The following is a 14,704-nucleotide window of genomic DNA, read 5'->3' on the forward strand; positions in this document are numbered from 1 at the left end:
TGTTCAATAAGCGAAGTTCAGCCCGACATTCGCCCACGCCACGTTTTCCTGGCCGGTCTGCTGCAAAGCTTCGAGGGCGACCGAATAGTTCACACCCGCAAAAACGGAGAGCCATTTGCAAATGCGGCAAGTGACTTGTCCGCCGAACTGGAAATTGTTCCAGCCGTAGTAATCGGACGTGTTGTAGCCGAAATTCAGGCCGAGCAGCGCGTAAGGCTGCAGATTCACCACATCCTTGTAAGCCGGAATATCGCCATCGAGGCGCAGCTCGAGAAAACCGCCGGGATTGTTGTTCAAATCCCAGATGAAATTCGCGCTCGGTATGACGTAAGGAACCGCCGTCGTGCCGAAGCTGACGAAAAGCTCGTTACCATGCGTGTTGTGAGCGTGGCCACTGTGCGGTTCGGCCTCCTCCTCGTGCTGTTCCTCCTCTTCCCCGTGCTCCTCGTGGGCCTGCGATTCTCCGCCCGTTTCGCTGCGCGCAGGAAAGTAGCGAAAATTGTAGCCGGGGATGACAAACACCGGGCCGACGGCGATCTCGTAGGCCGCGGTGAAATCCCACTCGAGGAAGTCGTTGCCCAATCCGAGCCCGTTCCACACCGAAAAGTCAAAACCGCCGACTTGCACAGCGGCCTCGTTGACATACGCGCCGCCCGGGCCGGTTTCATCCACGCCATAGTGGACATGCCGGCTCTCCCATCCGGTCGTGAACTGCGCCGCCCATTTGCGCGCCATCTCCTCCGTATTTGCAGGCTGCGCGTCGGGCTGAAGCCCCAAGGTCTCGTCCACCACCGAACGCTCCACGCTGCGGGAAGCGTGCGTTGGACCGTGGGCAAGCAACGCCGAACTCGTTGAGGCCAATACACCTAAAACTAATAATATAGTGATTCTCATAACTAAGATGCATATTTGAATTGCTGATTTTTGCCTGCGGGTCAACGCAAAATCCCCCCGCTATTCGCGGTTCAGGATCCAGTCCCTGCCATCGAGGAATCCGCGCACTATCGCCCGATCGCCCGAGAAATTCACCGTCACCGCCCCGCACTCGCTTTGGTCGAAGACATCCGCCCCGGTGGCTTCGAGGCGCTCCCGCAGAGCCTTCTCGTCGCTGCCGTCGCGGAAGGGATCCGTTTGGGCGAGAACAATGAGCCGCGGACGGACCGCTTCGAGAAATTCCTGCGTGGCAAAGATGTCCTCGCCGTGCCGGCCGAGCACCAGGATATCGGACTCCAGCTCGGCGCCGTGATTTCGCAACAAGTCAGCCTCGGTCTTTGCCCCCGCATCCGACATCAGCAGTGTTTTGAATCCGCGCGTCCGGATCGATAAGACAAGCGCTTGGTCATCGGAGGTCCGGGCCGTGTCCGCCGGGGCGAGCACGCGAACCAAAGTGTCCTCTCCCGCGGCAAAACAATCACCAGGCAGTGCCACCGACTTCGGTCGTGATTGCCTGGCGAGCAGATCGTGCAAACGCCTGCGCGCGGGCGAGCGGTCGCGCAGCGCGGAATCGATGATGCGCTGCGGTGCCGCAGCCTGGACGCATGCGATGGCGCCGCCGATGTGCTCCGTGTCGCCGTGGGTGGCGACCAGCGCATCCAAGCGCCCCACGCCCGCGGCGCGAAGATTGGGCTCTATAACACGCAGAAAATCGCGCTCGGTCCCCGTGTCGAACAGCCACGCCGCTGTGCGCGTCCGAAGAAGCTGCGCGCCGCCGGTGCCAAGGTCGAATACGGTGAGCCTGGCGGGCGGCTGCAGCCATGCCGGCGGGAGGTAAACGTAGGCGCCCGGTATGTTCGCAGCGCCCTGCACGACAGCCAGCAGCACATGGGCGAGCCCCCAGTTCGTGTTGTTGAACACCGCGGCCATCCACGGACTTGCCAGTCCGGCGGCAAGCGAGAGCATCGACACCGCGAGGATGGCGAAGGCCAGCGGCACGGCGCAGAGGTTGGCAGGCACGGAGATCAACGGGACAAGGTGGAAGATCGCGATGGTCAAAGGCAGGCTTCCCAGCCACGCCGCAGTCGATACGCCCAAGGTCGTGCCGAGGGCATGACCTGCGTTGGAAGCCGTTTTCTGCCGCCGGTTGTAAAGTCTGCGCGGCAGGAACGGATCGGGACGCAGGCGCGAGGTGAAAAATTCCTGCAAGGCCGGAGCGAGAAGAAAGATCGCCGCGACGATGAGAAACGAAAGCTGGAATCCCGCGGTGAAGAGCTGGTTGGTATCCCAGGCAAGCAACAACAAGGCCGCGGCCGCGAGGCTGTTGGCCGGACTTCCCTCCCGGTCGAGCAACATTCCGCCGAACGCGACCGAGATCATCAAGGCCGCGCGCAGGCTCGGCGGCGAGGCCCCGGTGACCAGGGCGTAGAAAAACAACAGCGGCACAATGACCAGCACGGAACTCCGGCGCGTCATGCCGAGCGGGCGCAAGGCGAGCCAAGCGATGAGCCCGAACATTCCGACATGCAATCCGCTGACGGAAAAAAGATGGAAGGTTCCTGTTTGGCGGAAAGTATCGGCGAACTGATCCGCGTCCTCCGCACGTGCGCCGAGTGTGATTCCAGCCACGAGCGCGCCGATGGCCGGAGCATCCGATATCCCCAGCGCGAGCGTCCCGAGCATCCAGGCGCGCGCAGCAAGGGCGGCGTGTTTGATCGGCGATCCTTGTCCGCGCTCGAGAAGTTGGGCTTTCGCATCCCGCGCACCGCGGACTTCCAAGAAAATTCCCTGCCTTGCCCAGTGCGCCGCGGCATCGAACTCACCCGGATTGCGCGGCGGCTCCGGCTTTATAGCGACGCCTTCGATCCGCCACTTGTCGCCGTAAGCGGGGATCGCATCGCCTGTTTTCCAGCGCGCCAGCACTTTGCCGTGCGCGGCGATCTCGCGTCCGTCGATGATCCACTGGGTGGTGCGCAAGGGCGTGCGCCAAATGCCGGGGACGATTTCTTGGGGCGCGTCGTCGATGATGCCCGTGACTTCCAGCACGCGCGGCTCTGCGGCCACGGTGTCGGCCCATGCGCGCCAAGGATTTTGCCGCGACTGCCAGACGTGCGCAGCGCCGAAGGCCAGGGCCGTCGCCACATAGAGCGCGGCCGATCCCCGCCGCAGCAAGGCGAAGGGCAGGGTGCCGAGCGCCGCCGCGGCAAGCCAAACCGCGTCCGCGTTCGAATAGCTTGCCGCGATGATTCCGGCTGTCGCCGCCAGGGCCGCCCCGGCGAGAGGAATGCGGGGCCGTGATTGGGCCGTCATGCAAAAGGTTTATTTGCGCGGCACGCGTCGCGCAATGTCCCGCAAACGCCCTTACTGCCCGCAGAATTTGAGCAGGGCGAGTTCGCTGCGCTGGTCCTCGTCGAAATAAAACCGCACCGCCCCGTCGCGCCCGCGCATATCCTCGTGCACGGCGCAGCTCGCGCGCCGCGAGTGGATCTGGTGCAGCCCGGGTTGGGTGCGGTGGTAGGCAACGCCCCACGCCTCGACGAGCCGGCAGTTCGCGCAATGCAGCGCGAAATATTCCTCCATTTCCACGCGGCCGAGCAGGCGGTATTCGACGTTCTCGAGCAACTCGACCGTCTCGTAGTCGAAGTGTTCCAACGGATACAGCCCGCGCGGCGGCAGGTGAGTCCAGCGCCAGCGAAGAGAAGCCAGACGGATGCGCGGATCGTGCCCGGCCACGCGGTTGCGGAACGACAGCGTGTTGAGGGAAAGGACAACCGGGAGCGAGAGCCCTGCCTCGACAGTGACAAAAAAGTGATCGACGTTTTCGGCGCGCTGCGAGTTTTCGACCTGGAATCCCGCCACCGTTCCCACCACGCGCGCCATGGGCGTGGACGGGAAGGCGACGCCGTGCGGTTGGGCCGGCTTTGGATGCTGCTTACTCGTAGGAGAACGGGCTGTAGAGCTCGTCTTCGTAGGCCGAATCGAAAAACGTGTCCGCTTGCGGCGGCGCGTAGGCGAACGGCGCGCGTAGGCCTCCGTAACGGCTGTAGTTCTGCGTCGCGAAATACGGATGGCCCTGATCGACGGCTTTCGGTCCCTTGGTGTAATAATCGTAGGAGCGGCGCATGTAGTTGATAAGCGGTGCCGGTGCACCGGCCGAGCGCAGGTTGGCGATGTCCGCGTTGCTGAGATTGTAGGCCTTGCGCGTGCTCTGCATGTAGCTCACGAGACCCGGGCCCGGGACTCCCTTGCGCACGCATTCGGCGACCTGGCCGGTGCTGAGCGGGAGGCCTTCGCGCACCTGGAAAACGATAGCGTCGGACACTCCGCGGGAGGTGAATTCATTCAGGATTTTGGGATCGACTTGCGGTTGCTGCAGGGTGGCGCACCCGGCAAGGCCGAGCAGGACGATCGTGAGGACATGCTTCATACAGGTGGCATGGTGTCTGCCCCGCCCCTCGCTGGCAAACCGGAAAATCGCCGGCCGCTCCGCAACAAAGTTCTTGCGGCCTGCGCGGTCCGCCGGTAGGATTCCCGACCCTTTCGTTGGATTTATTTATGGCTTACGCAATCATCCAAAGCGGCGGTCGCCAGTTCCGCGTGCAACCCGGCGACGTTTTCGATGTCGAACTTCTCGACCTCGAGCCCGGCAACAAAACCGTTTTCGAGGAAGTGCTCCTCGCCGCCGACGACTCGGGCGTGAAAATCGGCGAGCCGCTGGTCAAAGGTGCCAAGGTGACCGCCGAGGTCGTCGAACAGCGCAAGGGACCAAAGCTCGTCTCCTACAAATTCAAACGCCGCAAGGGCTACCACCGCACGGTGGGCCACCGGCAAAAGCTGACCCGCGTGAAGGTCGGCGAAATCAAACTCTGACCCATCGTTTCGTATGGCCCATAAAAAAGGACAAGGCAGCGTCAAGAACGGACGCGACAGCGTCAGCAAACGCCTCGGCGTGAAAAAATTCGGCGGTCAGGAAGTGCTCGCCGGAAACATCCTCGTCCGCCAGCGCGGGCGCAAATTCGTCCCGGGCAACAACGTGGGCCTCGGACGCGATTTCACACTTTTTGCTTTGGAGAGCGGTGTCGTCCAATTCGATCGCGGCGGTCGCCGGGTCAATGTGGTCGCAACCGCCAACTGACGCTTTCCTCCTCGAAAAAGACCGGGGCCCGCGCGGGTCTCGGTCTTTTTTTTATCCGCGCGCCCGCGGTTGCCGCACAAAACGGGATTGCCGCGGACGGCCCGCCTTTGAATGATGCCCGTGATGCTGGATCTCATGCAAAAAGGCGGACCCGTGATGTGGGTCATTCTCGGGTTGAGCGTGATCGGGTTGGCTGTTTTCCTCGAGCGGCTCATCTATCTGCACCGCGCGGAAGTCCGCGTGGGTGAGTTTCTCCGCGGCCTGGCCAACCTTGTGCGCGACGAACGCCATGACGAGGTGCGGCAGCAGTGCATCGCCACGCCGGGCCCGGTGGCGCGCGTGGCCTTGAGTGCGGTGCTGGCGCGCGATTGTCCTCGCAGCGAGTTGCGCGATATCGTGCAGGAGGCCGGTCAGCTCGAGATTCCGCGACTGGAGCGCCATCTGCCCTTGCTCGCGGCGCTCGCTTATGTGGCCCCGCTGCTGGGTTTGCTCGGCACGGTGCTCGGGTTGCTCGAAGCCTTTTACCTCGTGTCCACGCAGGGCGGCTATGCCACGGTGGCGGATCTTTCCGGCGCCGTTTACCAGAGCCTGATCTCCGCGGCCGCAGGATTGGCCGTTGCCATCCCGATGCTCGTCGGCGCGAGCTACCTTTCCTCGCGTGTGCAGGATATCGTGCATGACATGGAGCGTGCCGGCATCGAGATGGTGAATCTGCTCAAGAACCGCACCCTTCCGGCGGCGGAGATTCTCGCGGTGGACAGCGAGCCTTCCGCGACGGCATGAGGCTTGTCCGCGCATTCCGGTTGCGCGGCGCGGTGCCCGTATTTGCCGGGACCATCACCGTCGTCCTGCTCCTGGTTTTCTTTATTCTGCTTTCCACTTCGTTCCTCATGCAGCCGGGCATCGCCGTGACGTTGCCCACATCGCGTTTTCTTCTGCCGGCCATGCAGGATCCGCTGGTGGTTTCCGTCACCGGCGGACCGGGGGCGACGGTTTATTTCGAGGACCGCGCGGTCGAACCTGCCCAACTCGGCGCGAGGCTCGAGGCGCGCCGTGCATCTTCGCGCCACGTGGTGATCAAGGCCGACACCGATGCGCCGCTCTCGCTCGTGGCCCAAGTGACGGACATGGCCTTGGAGGGAGGGTTTTCCGTCGCTCTGGCCGCGACGCGTCCCGCCGCTCCGCCGCCATGATCAAGCCCGCACAACTCCTGCAGGTTTTTCATTGGCCTTCGGTCCACCAGATCCGTCTGGTGCTTCCGGCCATGATCGTGATCTCACTCGCGGTCCATCTGGCCGCCGTTTACTTCGTGCGCGGACCGCTGCCTTTGCGCGGTGATCTGCTTCCTCCTTTGCCGGCTGAGGTCACGGTTTGGCCGTCCGGCAAGGATTCCATCCTGCTTGCCGCACGCGATCCGTCGTGGTTGCAGCCCGGGCGATACCGCGACCGCATCCTGCCCGTGCAGCGTCGTGAAGTCCTGCGGTCCGCCTTGCAACCGGAGATGCCGCCGCTGGTTCCCGCGCCTGCGGCTTCTTTGCCGGAAGCTTGGGTTCCCGCGCTGCCGCCGGTTTCCGAGCAGCCGATTCCGTCGCCCCGCGCACGTGCCGTCGCTCCCGCTCCCGCCCAAATCTCCGCGCGGTTCGAGCAGGACGGTCCTTCGATCACCGCGGAATTCCTCGGGCGCTTGCGCGATGCCGCGCCCGCGGATCCGCCCGGCCTGCCGACGGAATTGCTCGTCTCGGTCGATTCCGCCGGCCAGGCGCGCCATGCTTGGGTTCTGCGCAGTTGCGGTGTGCCCGCTCTCGACTTCGCCGCCCAGCGGGCTGTGCTTCGTTCGCGGTTCGGCTCTTCGCCGCGGGATTACCGGGGAGTTCTCCGGATCGTGTGGGCGCCGGGGGAGACAGGGCCGTGATCCGGGCGAGCTTGCATTTGCTGCCGTTGCTTTATGCGGTCGGTGGACTCGCGGTTGTTGTCCTTCTTTGGCTCGGCTCGGCCCGGCGCCGACGGAAAAACCGCCGCGCGGAAAGGAACGGTCTTTTCCAATGCCGGCTTTGCGCGTCGTGGTTGAGAAAAAAACAGGCGCCGCCCGGATCGCTCCTGCGCTGCCCGAGCTGCGGCGCTTGGAACGAGCCCTCCGGCCGCGCCAATGATCTTTAGGGCGCGTCGATCGCACGGGTCTCGCCCGCTCAAAATCCCGGCCGTTTGGCCTCGCCAAAGCGCCGTGCCGTGGCGTAGCAATAACCGCTTTGCTTATGAACGAGCGCCGCGTTGTCATCACGGGTATCGGAGTCGTCAGTCCGATTGGAAACGACTTGCCGACTTTCTGGGAAAGCCTCAAAGCCGGACGCAGCGGCATAGGTCCCATCACCTTGTTCGACGCCGCGAGGGTGGATTGCAAGATCGCCGGCGAAGTGCGCGGCTTCGACGCGGTGAAATATTACAAGACGCCCAAAGATGTGCGCCGCACGGACCGCTACACGCAACTCGCCGTGGGCGCGGCCAAAATGAGCTTGGACGATTCCGGCATCGATCTTTCGGCCACCGATCTGGACCGCGCCGGCGTGATGATCGGCAGCGGGGTGGGCGGCTTGGCCACGATGGAAGAGCAGATCGCCAAAACGCTCGAGCGCGGCCCCGATCGCACCTCGCCTTTCATGATCCCGATGATGATCAGCAACATGGCGAGCGGCTTCATTTCCATGGAGCACGGTCTTCGTGGACCGAACATGGCGATCGTCACCGCCTGCGCCACGGCCAACCACTGCATGGGCGAGGCTTGGCGCATCATCAAATTCGGGGATGCCGACGTGATGCTCGCCGGTGGAAGCGAGGCCTGCATCGTGCAGGTCGGCATCGCCGGCTTCTCGGCCATGCGCGCCCTGAGCCTGCGCAACGACGCGCCGGAAAAAGCGTCGCGCCCTTTCGACAAGGACCGCGACGGTTTCGTCATGGGCGAAGGCGCGGGCGTCCTCATCCTCGAGGAATACGAGCATGCGAAAAGGCGCGGGGCGAAAATTTACTGCGAGATCGCAGGATACGGGCTCACTGCCGATGCCTACCACATGAGCGCCCCGATGCCGGAGGGTGAGGGAGCCGCCCGCTGCATGCGCATGGCCATGGATCACGCCAAGATCAACCCGGGCGACGTCGATTACATCAATGCTCACGGCACCTCGACTCCCATCGGTGACATCTGCGAGACCAAGGCCGTGAAACACGCTTTCGGTGCCCATGCCTCCAAGGTTCTGGTGAGTTCGACCAAGTCCATGACCGGCCACCTCCTCGGCGCGGCCGGCGCGGTGGAGATGGCCGCCTGCGTCATGGCCATGCGCGATGGCATCGTGCCGCCCACGATCAATCTCGACAATCCCGACCCCGAGTGCGACCTCGACTATGTGCCGAACAAGGCGCGCGAGCACAAGGTGACTGTCGCACTGAGCAACTCGTTCGGTTTCGGCGGGCACAATTCCTCGGTCCTCATCAAAGCCGTCTGAGCGGCCGCGCAAAGTGGCGAGATGAAGCAAAATCCGCCGCCGCCCGAATTTCCCCGCATCCCGCGCGAGATTGCGGATTTCCGTCCGCGGGTCGCGCTTGTTCTCGGCTCGGGACTGGGCGGTTTTGCCGATCGCTGCAACCGGCTCTTCGAGGTCGCTTACACGGACATTCCCGGGTTGCCAGTATCCGCTGTCCCGGGCCATACAGGAAAATTCGTCGGCGCGGAAATCTGCGGCGTCCCCGTGCTCCTCGCCATGGGGCGTGTGCATTATTACGAAGGCCATTCGCCGCGTGAGGTCGCGTCCCACGTCCGTCTCATGGCCTCGCTCGGGCCGGAAGTGCTTCTGCTGACCAATGCCGCCGGAACCCTGAACCCTGCATTTCCTCCGGGCGGATGGATGATGTTCTCCGACCACATCAATCTCACCGCCGCATCGCCGCTTGTTGGCGGACCGAACTTTTTCGACATGTCGGAAGTTTACTCGCGCGATCTGCGCGGGTTGTTCGCCGGCCTCGCGCGCGGGCAGGGCATCGTTTTGCACGAGGGCGTCTATGCGTGCGTGCCAGGGCCCCAATATGAGACGCCGGCCGAGGTGCGAATGCTCCGCACCCTCGGGGCTGACGCCGTGGGGATGTCCACGGCGTTCGAGGCAATCCAAGCCCGCGCGTTCGGACTCAAGGTGGCGGCCTTTTCCTGTCTGACCAACTGGGCGGCTGGCGTTGCGGCCGCACCGCTGGCGCACGACGAAGTGATGGAAGCGGGGCGGCGTGCGGCACCCGTCCTCCGGCAGTTGCTTGAAGCGGCGCTGGCCCGGGGCCTCGTGGGCCGCTGAGATTCTCGCCGCTTCCCCCCGCACCTGCGGGTCTGGTAGTGTCTCGTTTCCCCATGGCCGAGGTCGTCGAAGAGCAGGAAATCAAAGACGAGGATCTGGTCGCCCGCACCCAAGCCGGCGACCCTCGCGCTTTCGATCACCTCGTCCGCAAATACAGTCCGCGGCTTTACGGCTTGGTTTACAACATGACCTCGAACCACGAGGACACCAACGACTTGCTGCAGGACATCTTCTCCAAAGCCTACCGCTCGATCAAAGGGTTCCGCGGCAAATCCAGTTTCTATACCTGGCTCCACACGATCGCCACGAATATGACGATCAATTTTCTGAAAAAGCGGTCCCGCAGCTACCAAATGAGCTTGGATGACGTGGACAACGGCATCCAAAACGATGCCGACTTCATCGAAATGACCTCCGGACCGGATGCAAGACGAGAAGTGAATCTCAAAGAGCTGCAGCAAAGATTGAACGACGCCATGATGAAGCTGTCGAATGAACACAGAGCTGTGGTCACAATGTTCGACATTCAAGGCATGCCCCACGCCGAGATCGGAAAAATCCTCGGGATCTCCGAAGGCACCGTCCGCTCCCGTCTTTTTTACGCGCACCGCCAACTGCAAAACTACCTGCAGGAATTCCTGGCCTCTTGAATTATGAACCCTGACATCCACAGGCTTCTCCGCCTGAAACGCTACGAGCATCCCTCGCCCGATTACTTCGAGCGCTTCCTCGATCAATTTCACGAGCGCCAGCGTGCCGATCTTCTCCGTCAGCCGGCATGGAGTCTTGTGTGGGAAAGGATCGTCAATGCCTTCCCCGAGTTTCATGTTCCGCGTCTGGCTTATGCGGCGGTCGCCGCGGCTGCGGTCGTTTTGTCCACCGCCATTCTTGTCACGCAGAACGGGGAAGCTCCGGCCGGCACATCGCTGGCCCTCAACAACCCGCGTCCCACGGTCAACGTGCTCCCGTCCGGCAGCGGCGACATCCGCTTGCCCGCCTCCTCTCGTTCCGATTTTCCGCCGCACTATGTTCTCGAGGCACGGCCGGTGAGCTATGAGTCGCCTTACAGTTTTTAGTCTCTGCGCCGCGCTCGGCGGCGCCTTTGTCGTTTCGCCCGGCTTGCGAGCGGAAAATGCCGCGCCGCCCGCCGCGCTCGATGAGGATGCGATGGCCGACGCCATCGAGACCACGGTGGCCCGCGTCTTCGAGCAGAGCGCGCCGGCGGTGGTGCGCGTCGAGTCCAACGACGAACTCGGCAAAGTGGCCGGCACGGGATTTTTCGCCGACGCCACGGGCCTGATCTACACGCTCTCTTCGGTGGTGGGCGATGGAATCAGCATCACTGTCACCCGCGGGGACAAACGCCTGCCCGCGCGCTTGCTGACCAAGGACCCCCGCAGCGGTCTGGCACTGATCAAAATCGACGACAGCGGCGCCACGCCATTCTTGCCCGTCGGCAACTGCCGGGCCCTCAAGGTTGCTTCACCGCTCGTGGTGGTGGGATTTCCCTTCGACCACGATGCCGCGCCCAGCTTCGGCGTGATCGGCGGCTTCGACCGCCAGTCCAACGGGAAATTTTTTACCACCACCCACATCCGCGCGAACATCCCGGTGCAACGCGGGCAGGGCGGGAGTCCGGTGCTCAACCTCGACGGCGAGGCGGTCGGCATTCTGGTCAGCGGGTTCGAGGATGACGACGGGTGCTATGTTCTACCGATGCGTGCGGCGGAGAAGGCACGCAACGACTACGAACGATTCGGCGACGTGCGGCACGGATGGGCAGGGGTGACGGTGGAGGAAATGCCGGTAGCCATCCGCGGTTCGCGCATGGCCATCGATGTCGTGGACCAGTCGGGTCCCGCGGCGCAGGGATTCCGCACCGGCGATGTGATATTGCAGGTCGGCGCCATCGAAATCCGCGAGCCGGAGGACACGCTCGACGCCTCCTTTTTCCTCACGGCTGGCGAGCCGGTCGATGTGCGCGTGGCCCGCGGCGACGAAATTCTCACCATTCCTCTCACGCCCGGCGAACATCCGCTCGAGCGAAAGAGCGAGCTTCAGGCTCTGGGCCCGGGCAGCCTCATCGCACCGGCCCCTCCGGCCACTCCGTGATCTTCAGCTCTCGCTGAAAACGCCGATACGGCGGAATTTCTCGTAGCGCTGGTCGAGCAACTTTGACACGGGTTCCGCCGCAAGCTCATCGAGATTTTTCACGATGGCCGCGCGCAGCATGGCGGCAGCCGCCTTGTGATCGTGGTGCGCTCCGCCCTGGGGTTCCGTAACAATGCCGTCCACCACGCCGAGTTCCTTGAGGTGGACGGCCGTTAGTTTCAGCGCCTCGGCTGCTTCGGGCGCGTGGCTGCGGTGCTTCCAAAGAATGGCGGCGCATCCTTCCGGGCTGATCACCGAGTAATAAGCGTTTTCCATGATGAGCACGCGGTCGGCCACGCCGATGCCCAGCGCGCCGCCCGAACCGCCTTCGCCGATGATGACCGCGATCACCGGAGTCTTGAGCAGCATCATTTCGCGCAGGTTCACCGCGATGGACTCGGCGATGTGGCGCTCCTCGGCCCCGATCCCGGGAAAAGCGCCGGGTGTATCCACCAGCGCGATGATCGGCAGCCCGAACTTCTCGGCCATGCGCATGACACGCAGGGCCTTCCTGTAACCCTCGGGGTGCGCGCTGCCGAAGTTGCGCATGAGATTTTCCTTGGTGTCGCGACCTTTCTGGTTCGAAACCACGGCGACGGGACGGCCGTCGATTTTGGCCAGTCCGCAGGGCATCGAGGCGTCGTCGCCGAACAGGCGGTCGCCGTGCAGCTCGGTGAAATCGCTGAAGCAAAGGGCCAGGTAGTCGAGGGCGAAGGGGCGGGCCGTGTGACGCGCGATCTGGACGCGCTGCCAAGCGGACAGGTTGCTGTAGATTTCCTTCTTCAGCGCACCGATCTTTTCCTCGATCTTGCGCACCTCGGGATCAACGCCGAGGTCGGTGCCGACGGCTTTTTCCCGCAGCTCCTCCAGTCGCTCCTCCAGTTCGGCGATCGGTTTTTCGAAATCCAGCGGTTGGACTTTCATGGGACGGTTATTCTGGCGCGGACGGGGCCGGCAGACAGCACAAAAATGCGCGTCGTGCTCAGATCAATCCCCGCTTTTTCCACTCCTCGACGTTTTCCCCGGCGGAGCGCTGGGCTGTGTCCACCGCGAGCTTCAAAAGCGAAACCTCCCATGCGTCATCGACGCTTTCGATTACCGCGCGCCGCACCGCTCCGTCTTCCCGGGCCTCGCGCACCGCGCGGTCAATCACCCGGTCGAGCCCCCCGCTGACAACCTCCTCCTGCATGTTGCTCTTGGTGAATTGGAACCCGTAGCGCAGGAATTTGAGGTGCTCACCCTGATCCTCGAGCCAGTCGGCGAATTCCCGCGCCTTCTCGCCGAAACCGTCGAGCATGATCTTGGCGAAGTGGTGCGGGGCGACGATGCGCGGACGCTGCGCCTGCAGGGTCCCGCGGCGCAGGCGCACGCGGTTGACCTCGTCCATCAACTCGCTCACCAGCACGAAGTCGAACACCGTCGAACCGAAGGTCTCGATGAGGCCCGACGGTTCGACGTGGGTCTTGGTGTTCTCCAAGGCGTAGAGAAAGCTTTCGCGGTCCATGATAGGAACGTCAGAAGATAATGCGCCGCCGGCCGGATGCAAGAAACCGGCGCTTCGACCTTGGACGTCCCCGCGCCCGCGCGCTACATTGGCATGCCATGGCCACCGCGCACGAACGTGTCAATCTACGCACCCCTGAGGTGATGGAAGCCGTTCAGGCCGCCGTCGAATCGCACTACCACAGCCCGCTGGTGGAAGAACTGCGGGTGTCCGGCGGGGTGCGGCGTTTCGGAGATGTCACCGTGCGTCTGGCCAAACAGTTCGGATTTTGTTACGGCGTCGAACGGGCCATCGACCTCGCCTACGCCGCGCGCAAAGTTTTCGCCGACCGCAACGTGTTTCTCGTCGGCGAAATCATCCACAATCCGGATGTCAACGCGCAGCTCGCTTCCATGGGTATCCGGACCCTCGACGTGCGGAACAAACCGTCGGAAATCGACGGGCTGGGCGCCGAGGATGTGGTCATTATTCCGGCCTTCGGTGCCGAGGTTGCCGTGCAGGAGCGCATCAAGGCGCGGGGATGCCGCATCGTCGATACCACCTGCGGCGACGTGATGAGCGTGTGGAAACGTGTCCGTCAATACGCCAATGACGGCGTGACTTCCGTCATCCACGGCAAAGCCGAGCACGAGGAAACGCGCGCCACCAGTTCGCGGGCGCGAAGCGCGGGCGGGGCCGGCCATTTTCTTGTCGTTTACGATCTCGCCGAGACCGACATGGTCTGCGATTACATCCGCGGTCGCGGAGACCGTGAGGCTTTCCTGGAAAAATTCCGCGGTGCGGCCGTTTCGGAAGGATTCGACCCCGACCTTCATCTGCGCCGAGTCGGGGTTGCCAACCAGACGACCATGCTCCGCACCGAGACCGAGGAAGTGCAGCGGCGCATCCGCGAGGCGGTGAAGGCGCGCGACGGTGCGGAGGAAAATTTCCGCGTCTTCGACACGATCTGCGGGGCCACGCAGGAGAGACAGGATGCACTCGTCGAGCTGCTGGCCGATCCGCCGGACCTCATGCTCGTGGTCGGCGGTTACAACAGCTCCAACACGACGCACCTCGCAGATATGGGGAAGGAAAAAGCCCCGACCTATTTCATAGTCAACGCATCGTGCCTGGAGTCGGCAGCGCGTATCCGCCACTTCGACACGCATAGCCGCGAGGAGGTTTCCGCGGACAACTGGCTGCCGTCCGGCCCCGTCACCGTCGGAATCACCGCGGGCGCTTCATGCCCGAGCAATCTCATCGAGGATGTGCTCCGGCGGTTGCTGGAATTGCGCGGCTTGAAGCCCGAGCCGGTCTGACTTGCCAAGGAGCGGATCGCTTGCTCCATCGGATTGTGGTCGGTGCGGTCCACCACCATGGCCGTGTCGCCGGATTATTCTTTTTCCACCGGAACGTAATCGGATGACTGTCCCTCCCGCGTGAGGCGCACGGAGATCTTCCCCGGCTGCTTGTTGCGCAATTCGACCGATATTTTGCCTTCGCCGTTTGCTTGGAAATTTTGCCAGGCCGCATCCAACGGTGTCGCGTCCGGTGGTGCCGTATCCGGCGGCGTTTCGTCGGTTAAGTTGCCGCGCGTCACGCGGAGCGAGAGCGCGCGCCACACGCCGTCCCGTTTGACGACTGAGATATCCACCGCCGCTGTGTTGCCCGACT

General features: G+C 63.4%; 18 protein-coding genes. 11 read left to right on the forward strand and 7 right to left on the reverse strand.

All coding sequences use genetic code 11. The annotated features are described in order from the left end of the window. Positions 1-3: 3 nt before the first annotated feature. The 4 genes from FGM15_04150 to FGM15_04165 all read right to left on the reverse strand — a co-directional run bounded on the left by FGM15_04150 (position 4) and on the right by FGM15_04165 (position 4,360). Positions 4-804, reverse strand: coding sequence for a hypothetical protein (locus tag FGM15_04150; protein ID MBU3665056.1), 801 nt, complete (start codon positions 802-804; stop codon positions 4-6). Positions 805-954: 150 nt separating this feature from the next. Then, entirely contained in the window at positions 955-3,243 is a 2,289-nt protein-coding gene (locus FGM15_04155; GenBank protein MBU3665057.1) for a DUF4131 domain-containing protein, read from the reverse strand. A 51-nt stretch (positions 3,244-3,294) separates the two neighbouring features. Further along, the gene (locus FGM15_04160; GenBank protein ID MBU3665058.1) at positions 3,295-3,813 is read right to left on the reverse strand and encodes a hypothetical protein; all 519 of its coding nucleotides are present in this window, start codon (positions 3,811-3,813) and stop codon (positions 3,295-3,297) included. A gap of 52 nt (positions 3,814-3,865) precedes the next feature. Continuing rightward, the gene (locus tag FGM15_04165) at positions 3,866-4,360 is read right to left on the reverse strand and encodes a hypothetical protein (GenBank protein ID MBU3665059.1); all 495 of its coding nucleotides are present in this window, start codon (positions 4,358-4,360) and stop codon (positions 3,866-3,868) included. Positions 4,361-4,488: 128 nt separating this feature from the next. On the opposite strand from FGM15_04165, the gene rplU reads away from it, so the two are divergent. From rplU to FGM15_04215, 10 genes are all read left to right on the forward strand, one after another. Beyond that, entirely contained in the window at positions 4,489-4,803 is a 315-nt protein-coding gene (gene rplU, locus FGM15_04170; GenBank protein MBU3665060.1) for a 50S ribosomal protein L21, read from the forward strand. Positions 4,804-4,816: 13 nt separating this feature from the next. Next, a complete protein-coding gene (locus FGM15_04175; protein MBU3665061.1) occupies positions 4,817-5,068 on the forward strand; it encodes a 50S ribosomal protein L27 in 252 nt (83 codons plus the stop codon). A gap of 111 nt (positions 5,069-5,179) precedes the next feature. Then, positions 5,180-5,851, forward strand: a complete 672-nt coding sequence (locus FGM15_04180) for a MotA/TolQ/ExbB proton channel family protein (protein ID MBU3665062.1) — start codon at positions 5,180-5,182, stop codon at positions 5,849-5,851. Next, positions 5,848-6,261 (forward strand): hypothetical protein, encoded by a 414-nt coding sequence (locus tag FGM15_04185; GenBank protein ID MBU3665063.1) that lies wholly within the window; start codon positions 5,848-5,850, stop codon positions 6,259-6,261. Before FGM15_04180 ends, FGM15_04185 begins: the two co-directional genes overlap by 4 nt. Beyond that, a complete protein-coding gene (locus FGM15_04190) occupies positions 6,258-6,980 on the forward strand; it encodes a hypothetical protein (GenBank protein ID MBU3665064.1) in 723 nt (240 codons plus the stop codon). The genes FGM15_04185 and FGM15_04190 overlap by 4 nt, the downstream gene beginning before the upstream one ends. A 340-nt stretch (positions 6,981-7,320) precedes the next feature. Continuing rightward, positions 7,321-8,562, forward strand: a complete 1,242-nt coding sequence (gene fabF / locus FGM15_04195) for a beta-ketoacyl-ACP synthase II (protein ID MBU3665065.1) — start codon at positions 7,321-7,323, stop codon at positions 8,560-8,562. Positions 8,563-8,583: 21 nt separating this feature from the next. Continuing rightward, positions 8,584-9,396: a purine-nucleoside phosphorylase gene (locus FGM15_04200; GenBank protein ID MBU3665066.1), complete on the forward strand. Its 813-nt coding sequence runs from the start codon at positions 8,584-8,586 to the stop codon at positions 9,394-9,396. A 53-nt stretch (positions 9,397-9,449) separates the two neighbouring features. Further along, a complete protein-coding gene (locus FGM15_04205) occupies positions 9,450-10,046 on the forward strand; it encodes a sigma-70 family RNA polymerase sigma factor (protein ID MBU3665067.1) in 597 nt (198 codons plus the stop codon). A gap of 3 nt (positions 10,047-10,049) precedes the next feature. Next, positions 10,050-10,472: a hypothetical protein gene (locus tag FGM15_04210; protein MBU3665068.1), complete on the forward strand. Its 423-nt coding sequence runs from the start codon at positions 10,050-10,052 to the stop codon at positions 10,470-10,472. After that, positions 10,450-11,508 (forward strand): serine protease, encoded by a 1,059-nt coding sequence (locus tag FGM15_04215; protein MBU3665069.1) that lies wholly within the window; start codon positions 10,450-10,452, stop codon positions 11,506-11,508. Before FGM15_04210 ends, FGM15_04215 begins: the two co-directional genes overlap by 23 nt. A gap of 3 nt (positions 11,509-11,511) precedes the next feature. Here FGM15_04215 and FGM15_04220 read toward each other — a convergent pair whose 3' ends face one another. Continuing rightward, positions 11,512-12,471, reverse strand: coding sequence for an acetyl-CoA carboxylase carboxyltransferase subunit alpha (locus FGM15_04220; GenBank protein MBU3665070.1), 960 nt, complete (start codon positions 12,469-12,471; stop codon positions 11,512-11,514). A gap of 58 nt (positions 12,472-12,529) precedes the next feature. After that, positions 12,530-13,051 carry a hypothetical protein gene (locus FGM15_04225; protein MBU3665071.1) on the reverse strand — a complete coding sequence of 174 codons (522 nt, stop codon included), beginning with the start codon at positions 13,049-13,051 and terminating at the stop codon, positions 12,530-12,532. Between the two features lie 98 nt (positions 13,052-13,149). On the opposite strand from FGM15_04225, the gene FGM15_04230 reads away from it, so the two are divergent. Then, positions 13,150-14,349 (forward strand): 4-hydroxy-3-methylbut-2-enyl diphosphate reductase, encoded by a 1,200-nt coding sequence (locus tag FGM15_04230; GenBank protein ID MBU3665072.1) that lies wholly within the window; start codon positions 13,150-13,152, stop codon positions 14,347-14,349. Positions 14,350-14,423: 74 nt separating this feature from the next. Here FGM15_04230 and FGM15_04235 read toward each other — a convergent pair whose 3' ends face one another. After that, the gene (locus FGM15_04235; protein ID MBU3665073.1) at positions 14,424-14,684 is read right to left on the reverse strand and encodes a hypothetical protein; all 261 of its coding nucleotides are present in this window, start codon (positions 14,682-14,684) and stop codon (positions 14,424-14,426) included. Positions 14,685-14,704 lie beyond the last annotated feature (20 nt).

Source organism: Chthoniobacterales bacterium, from assembly GCA_018883245.1.
Classification (GTDB): domain Bacteria; phylum Verrucomicrobiota; class Verrucomicrobiia; order Chthoniobacterales; family JACTMZ01; genus JACTMZ01.

Excerpts from the sequence above, each read along its gene's own strand:
- FGM15_04155 (MBU3665057.1), bottom strand. The coding sequence starts at position 3,243 with ATGACGGCCCAATCACGGCCCCGCATTCCTCTCGCCGGGGCGGCCCTG.
- FGM15_04160 (MBU3665058.1), bottom strand. The coding sequence starts at position 3,813 with ATGGCGCGCGTGGTGGGAACGGTGGCGGGATTCCAGGTCGAAAACTCG.
- FGM15_04165 (MBU3665059.1), bottom strand. The coding sequence starts at position 4,360 with ATGAAGCATGTCCTCACGATCGTCCTGCTCGGCCTTGCCGGGTGCGCC.
- rplU (MBU3665060.1), top strand. The coding sequence starts at position 4,489 with ATGGCTTACGCAATCATCCAAAGCGGCGGTCGCCAGTTCCGCGTGCAA.
- FGM15_04175 (MBU3665061.1), top strand. The coding sequence starts at position 4,817 with ATGGCCCATAAAAAAGGACAAGGCAGCGTCAAGAACGGACGCGACAGC.
- FGM15_04180 (MBU3665062.1), top strand. The coding sequence starts at position 5,180 with ATGATGCCCGTGATGCTGGATCTCATGCAAAAAGGCGGACCCGTGATG.
- FGM15_04185 (MBU3665063.1), top strand. The coding sequence starts at position 5,848 with ATGAGGCTTGTCCGCGCATTCCGGTTGCGCGGCGCGGTGCCCGTATTT.
- FGM15_04190 (MBU3665064.1), top strand. The coding sequence starts at position 6,258 with ATGATCAAGCCCGCACAACTCCTGCAGGTTTTTCATTGGCCTTCGGTC.
- fabF (MBU3665065.1), top strand. The coding sequence starts at position 7,321 with ATGAACGAGCGCCGCGTTGTCATCACGGGTATCGGAGTCGTCAGTCCG.
- FGM15_04200 (MBU3665066.1), top strand. The coding sequence starts at position 8,584 with ATGAAGCAAAATCCGCCGCCGCCCGAATTTCCCCGCATCCCGCGCGAG.
- FGM15_04205 (MBU3665067.1), top strand. The coding sequence starts at position 9,450 with ATGGCCGAGGTCGTCGAAGAGCAGGAAATCAAAGACGAGGATCTGGTC.
- FGM15_04210 (MBU3665068.1), top strand. The coding sequence starts at position 10,050 with ATGAACCCTGACATCCACAGGCTTCTCCGCCTGAAACGCTACGAGCAT.
- FGM15_04215 (MBU3665069.1), top strand. The coding sequence starts at position 10,450 with ATGAGTCGCCTTACAGTTTTTAGTCTCTGCGCCGCGCTCGGCGGCGCC.
- FGM15_04220 (MBU3665070.1), bottom strand. The coding sequence starts at position 12,471 with ATGAAAGTCCAACCGCTGGATTTCGAAAAACCGATCGCCGAACTGGAG.
- FGM15_04225 (MBU3665071.1), bottom strand. The coding sequence starts at position 13,051 with ATGGACCGCGAAAGCTTTCTCTACGCCTTGGAGAACACCAAGACCCAC.
- FGM15_04230 (MBU3665072.1), top strand. The coding sequence starts at position 13,150 with ATGGCCACCGCGCACGAACGTGTCAATCTACGCACCCCTGAGGTGATG.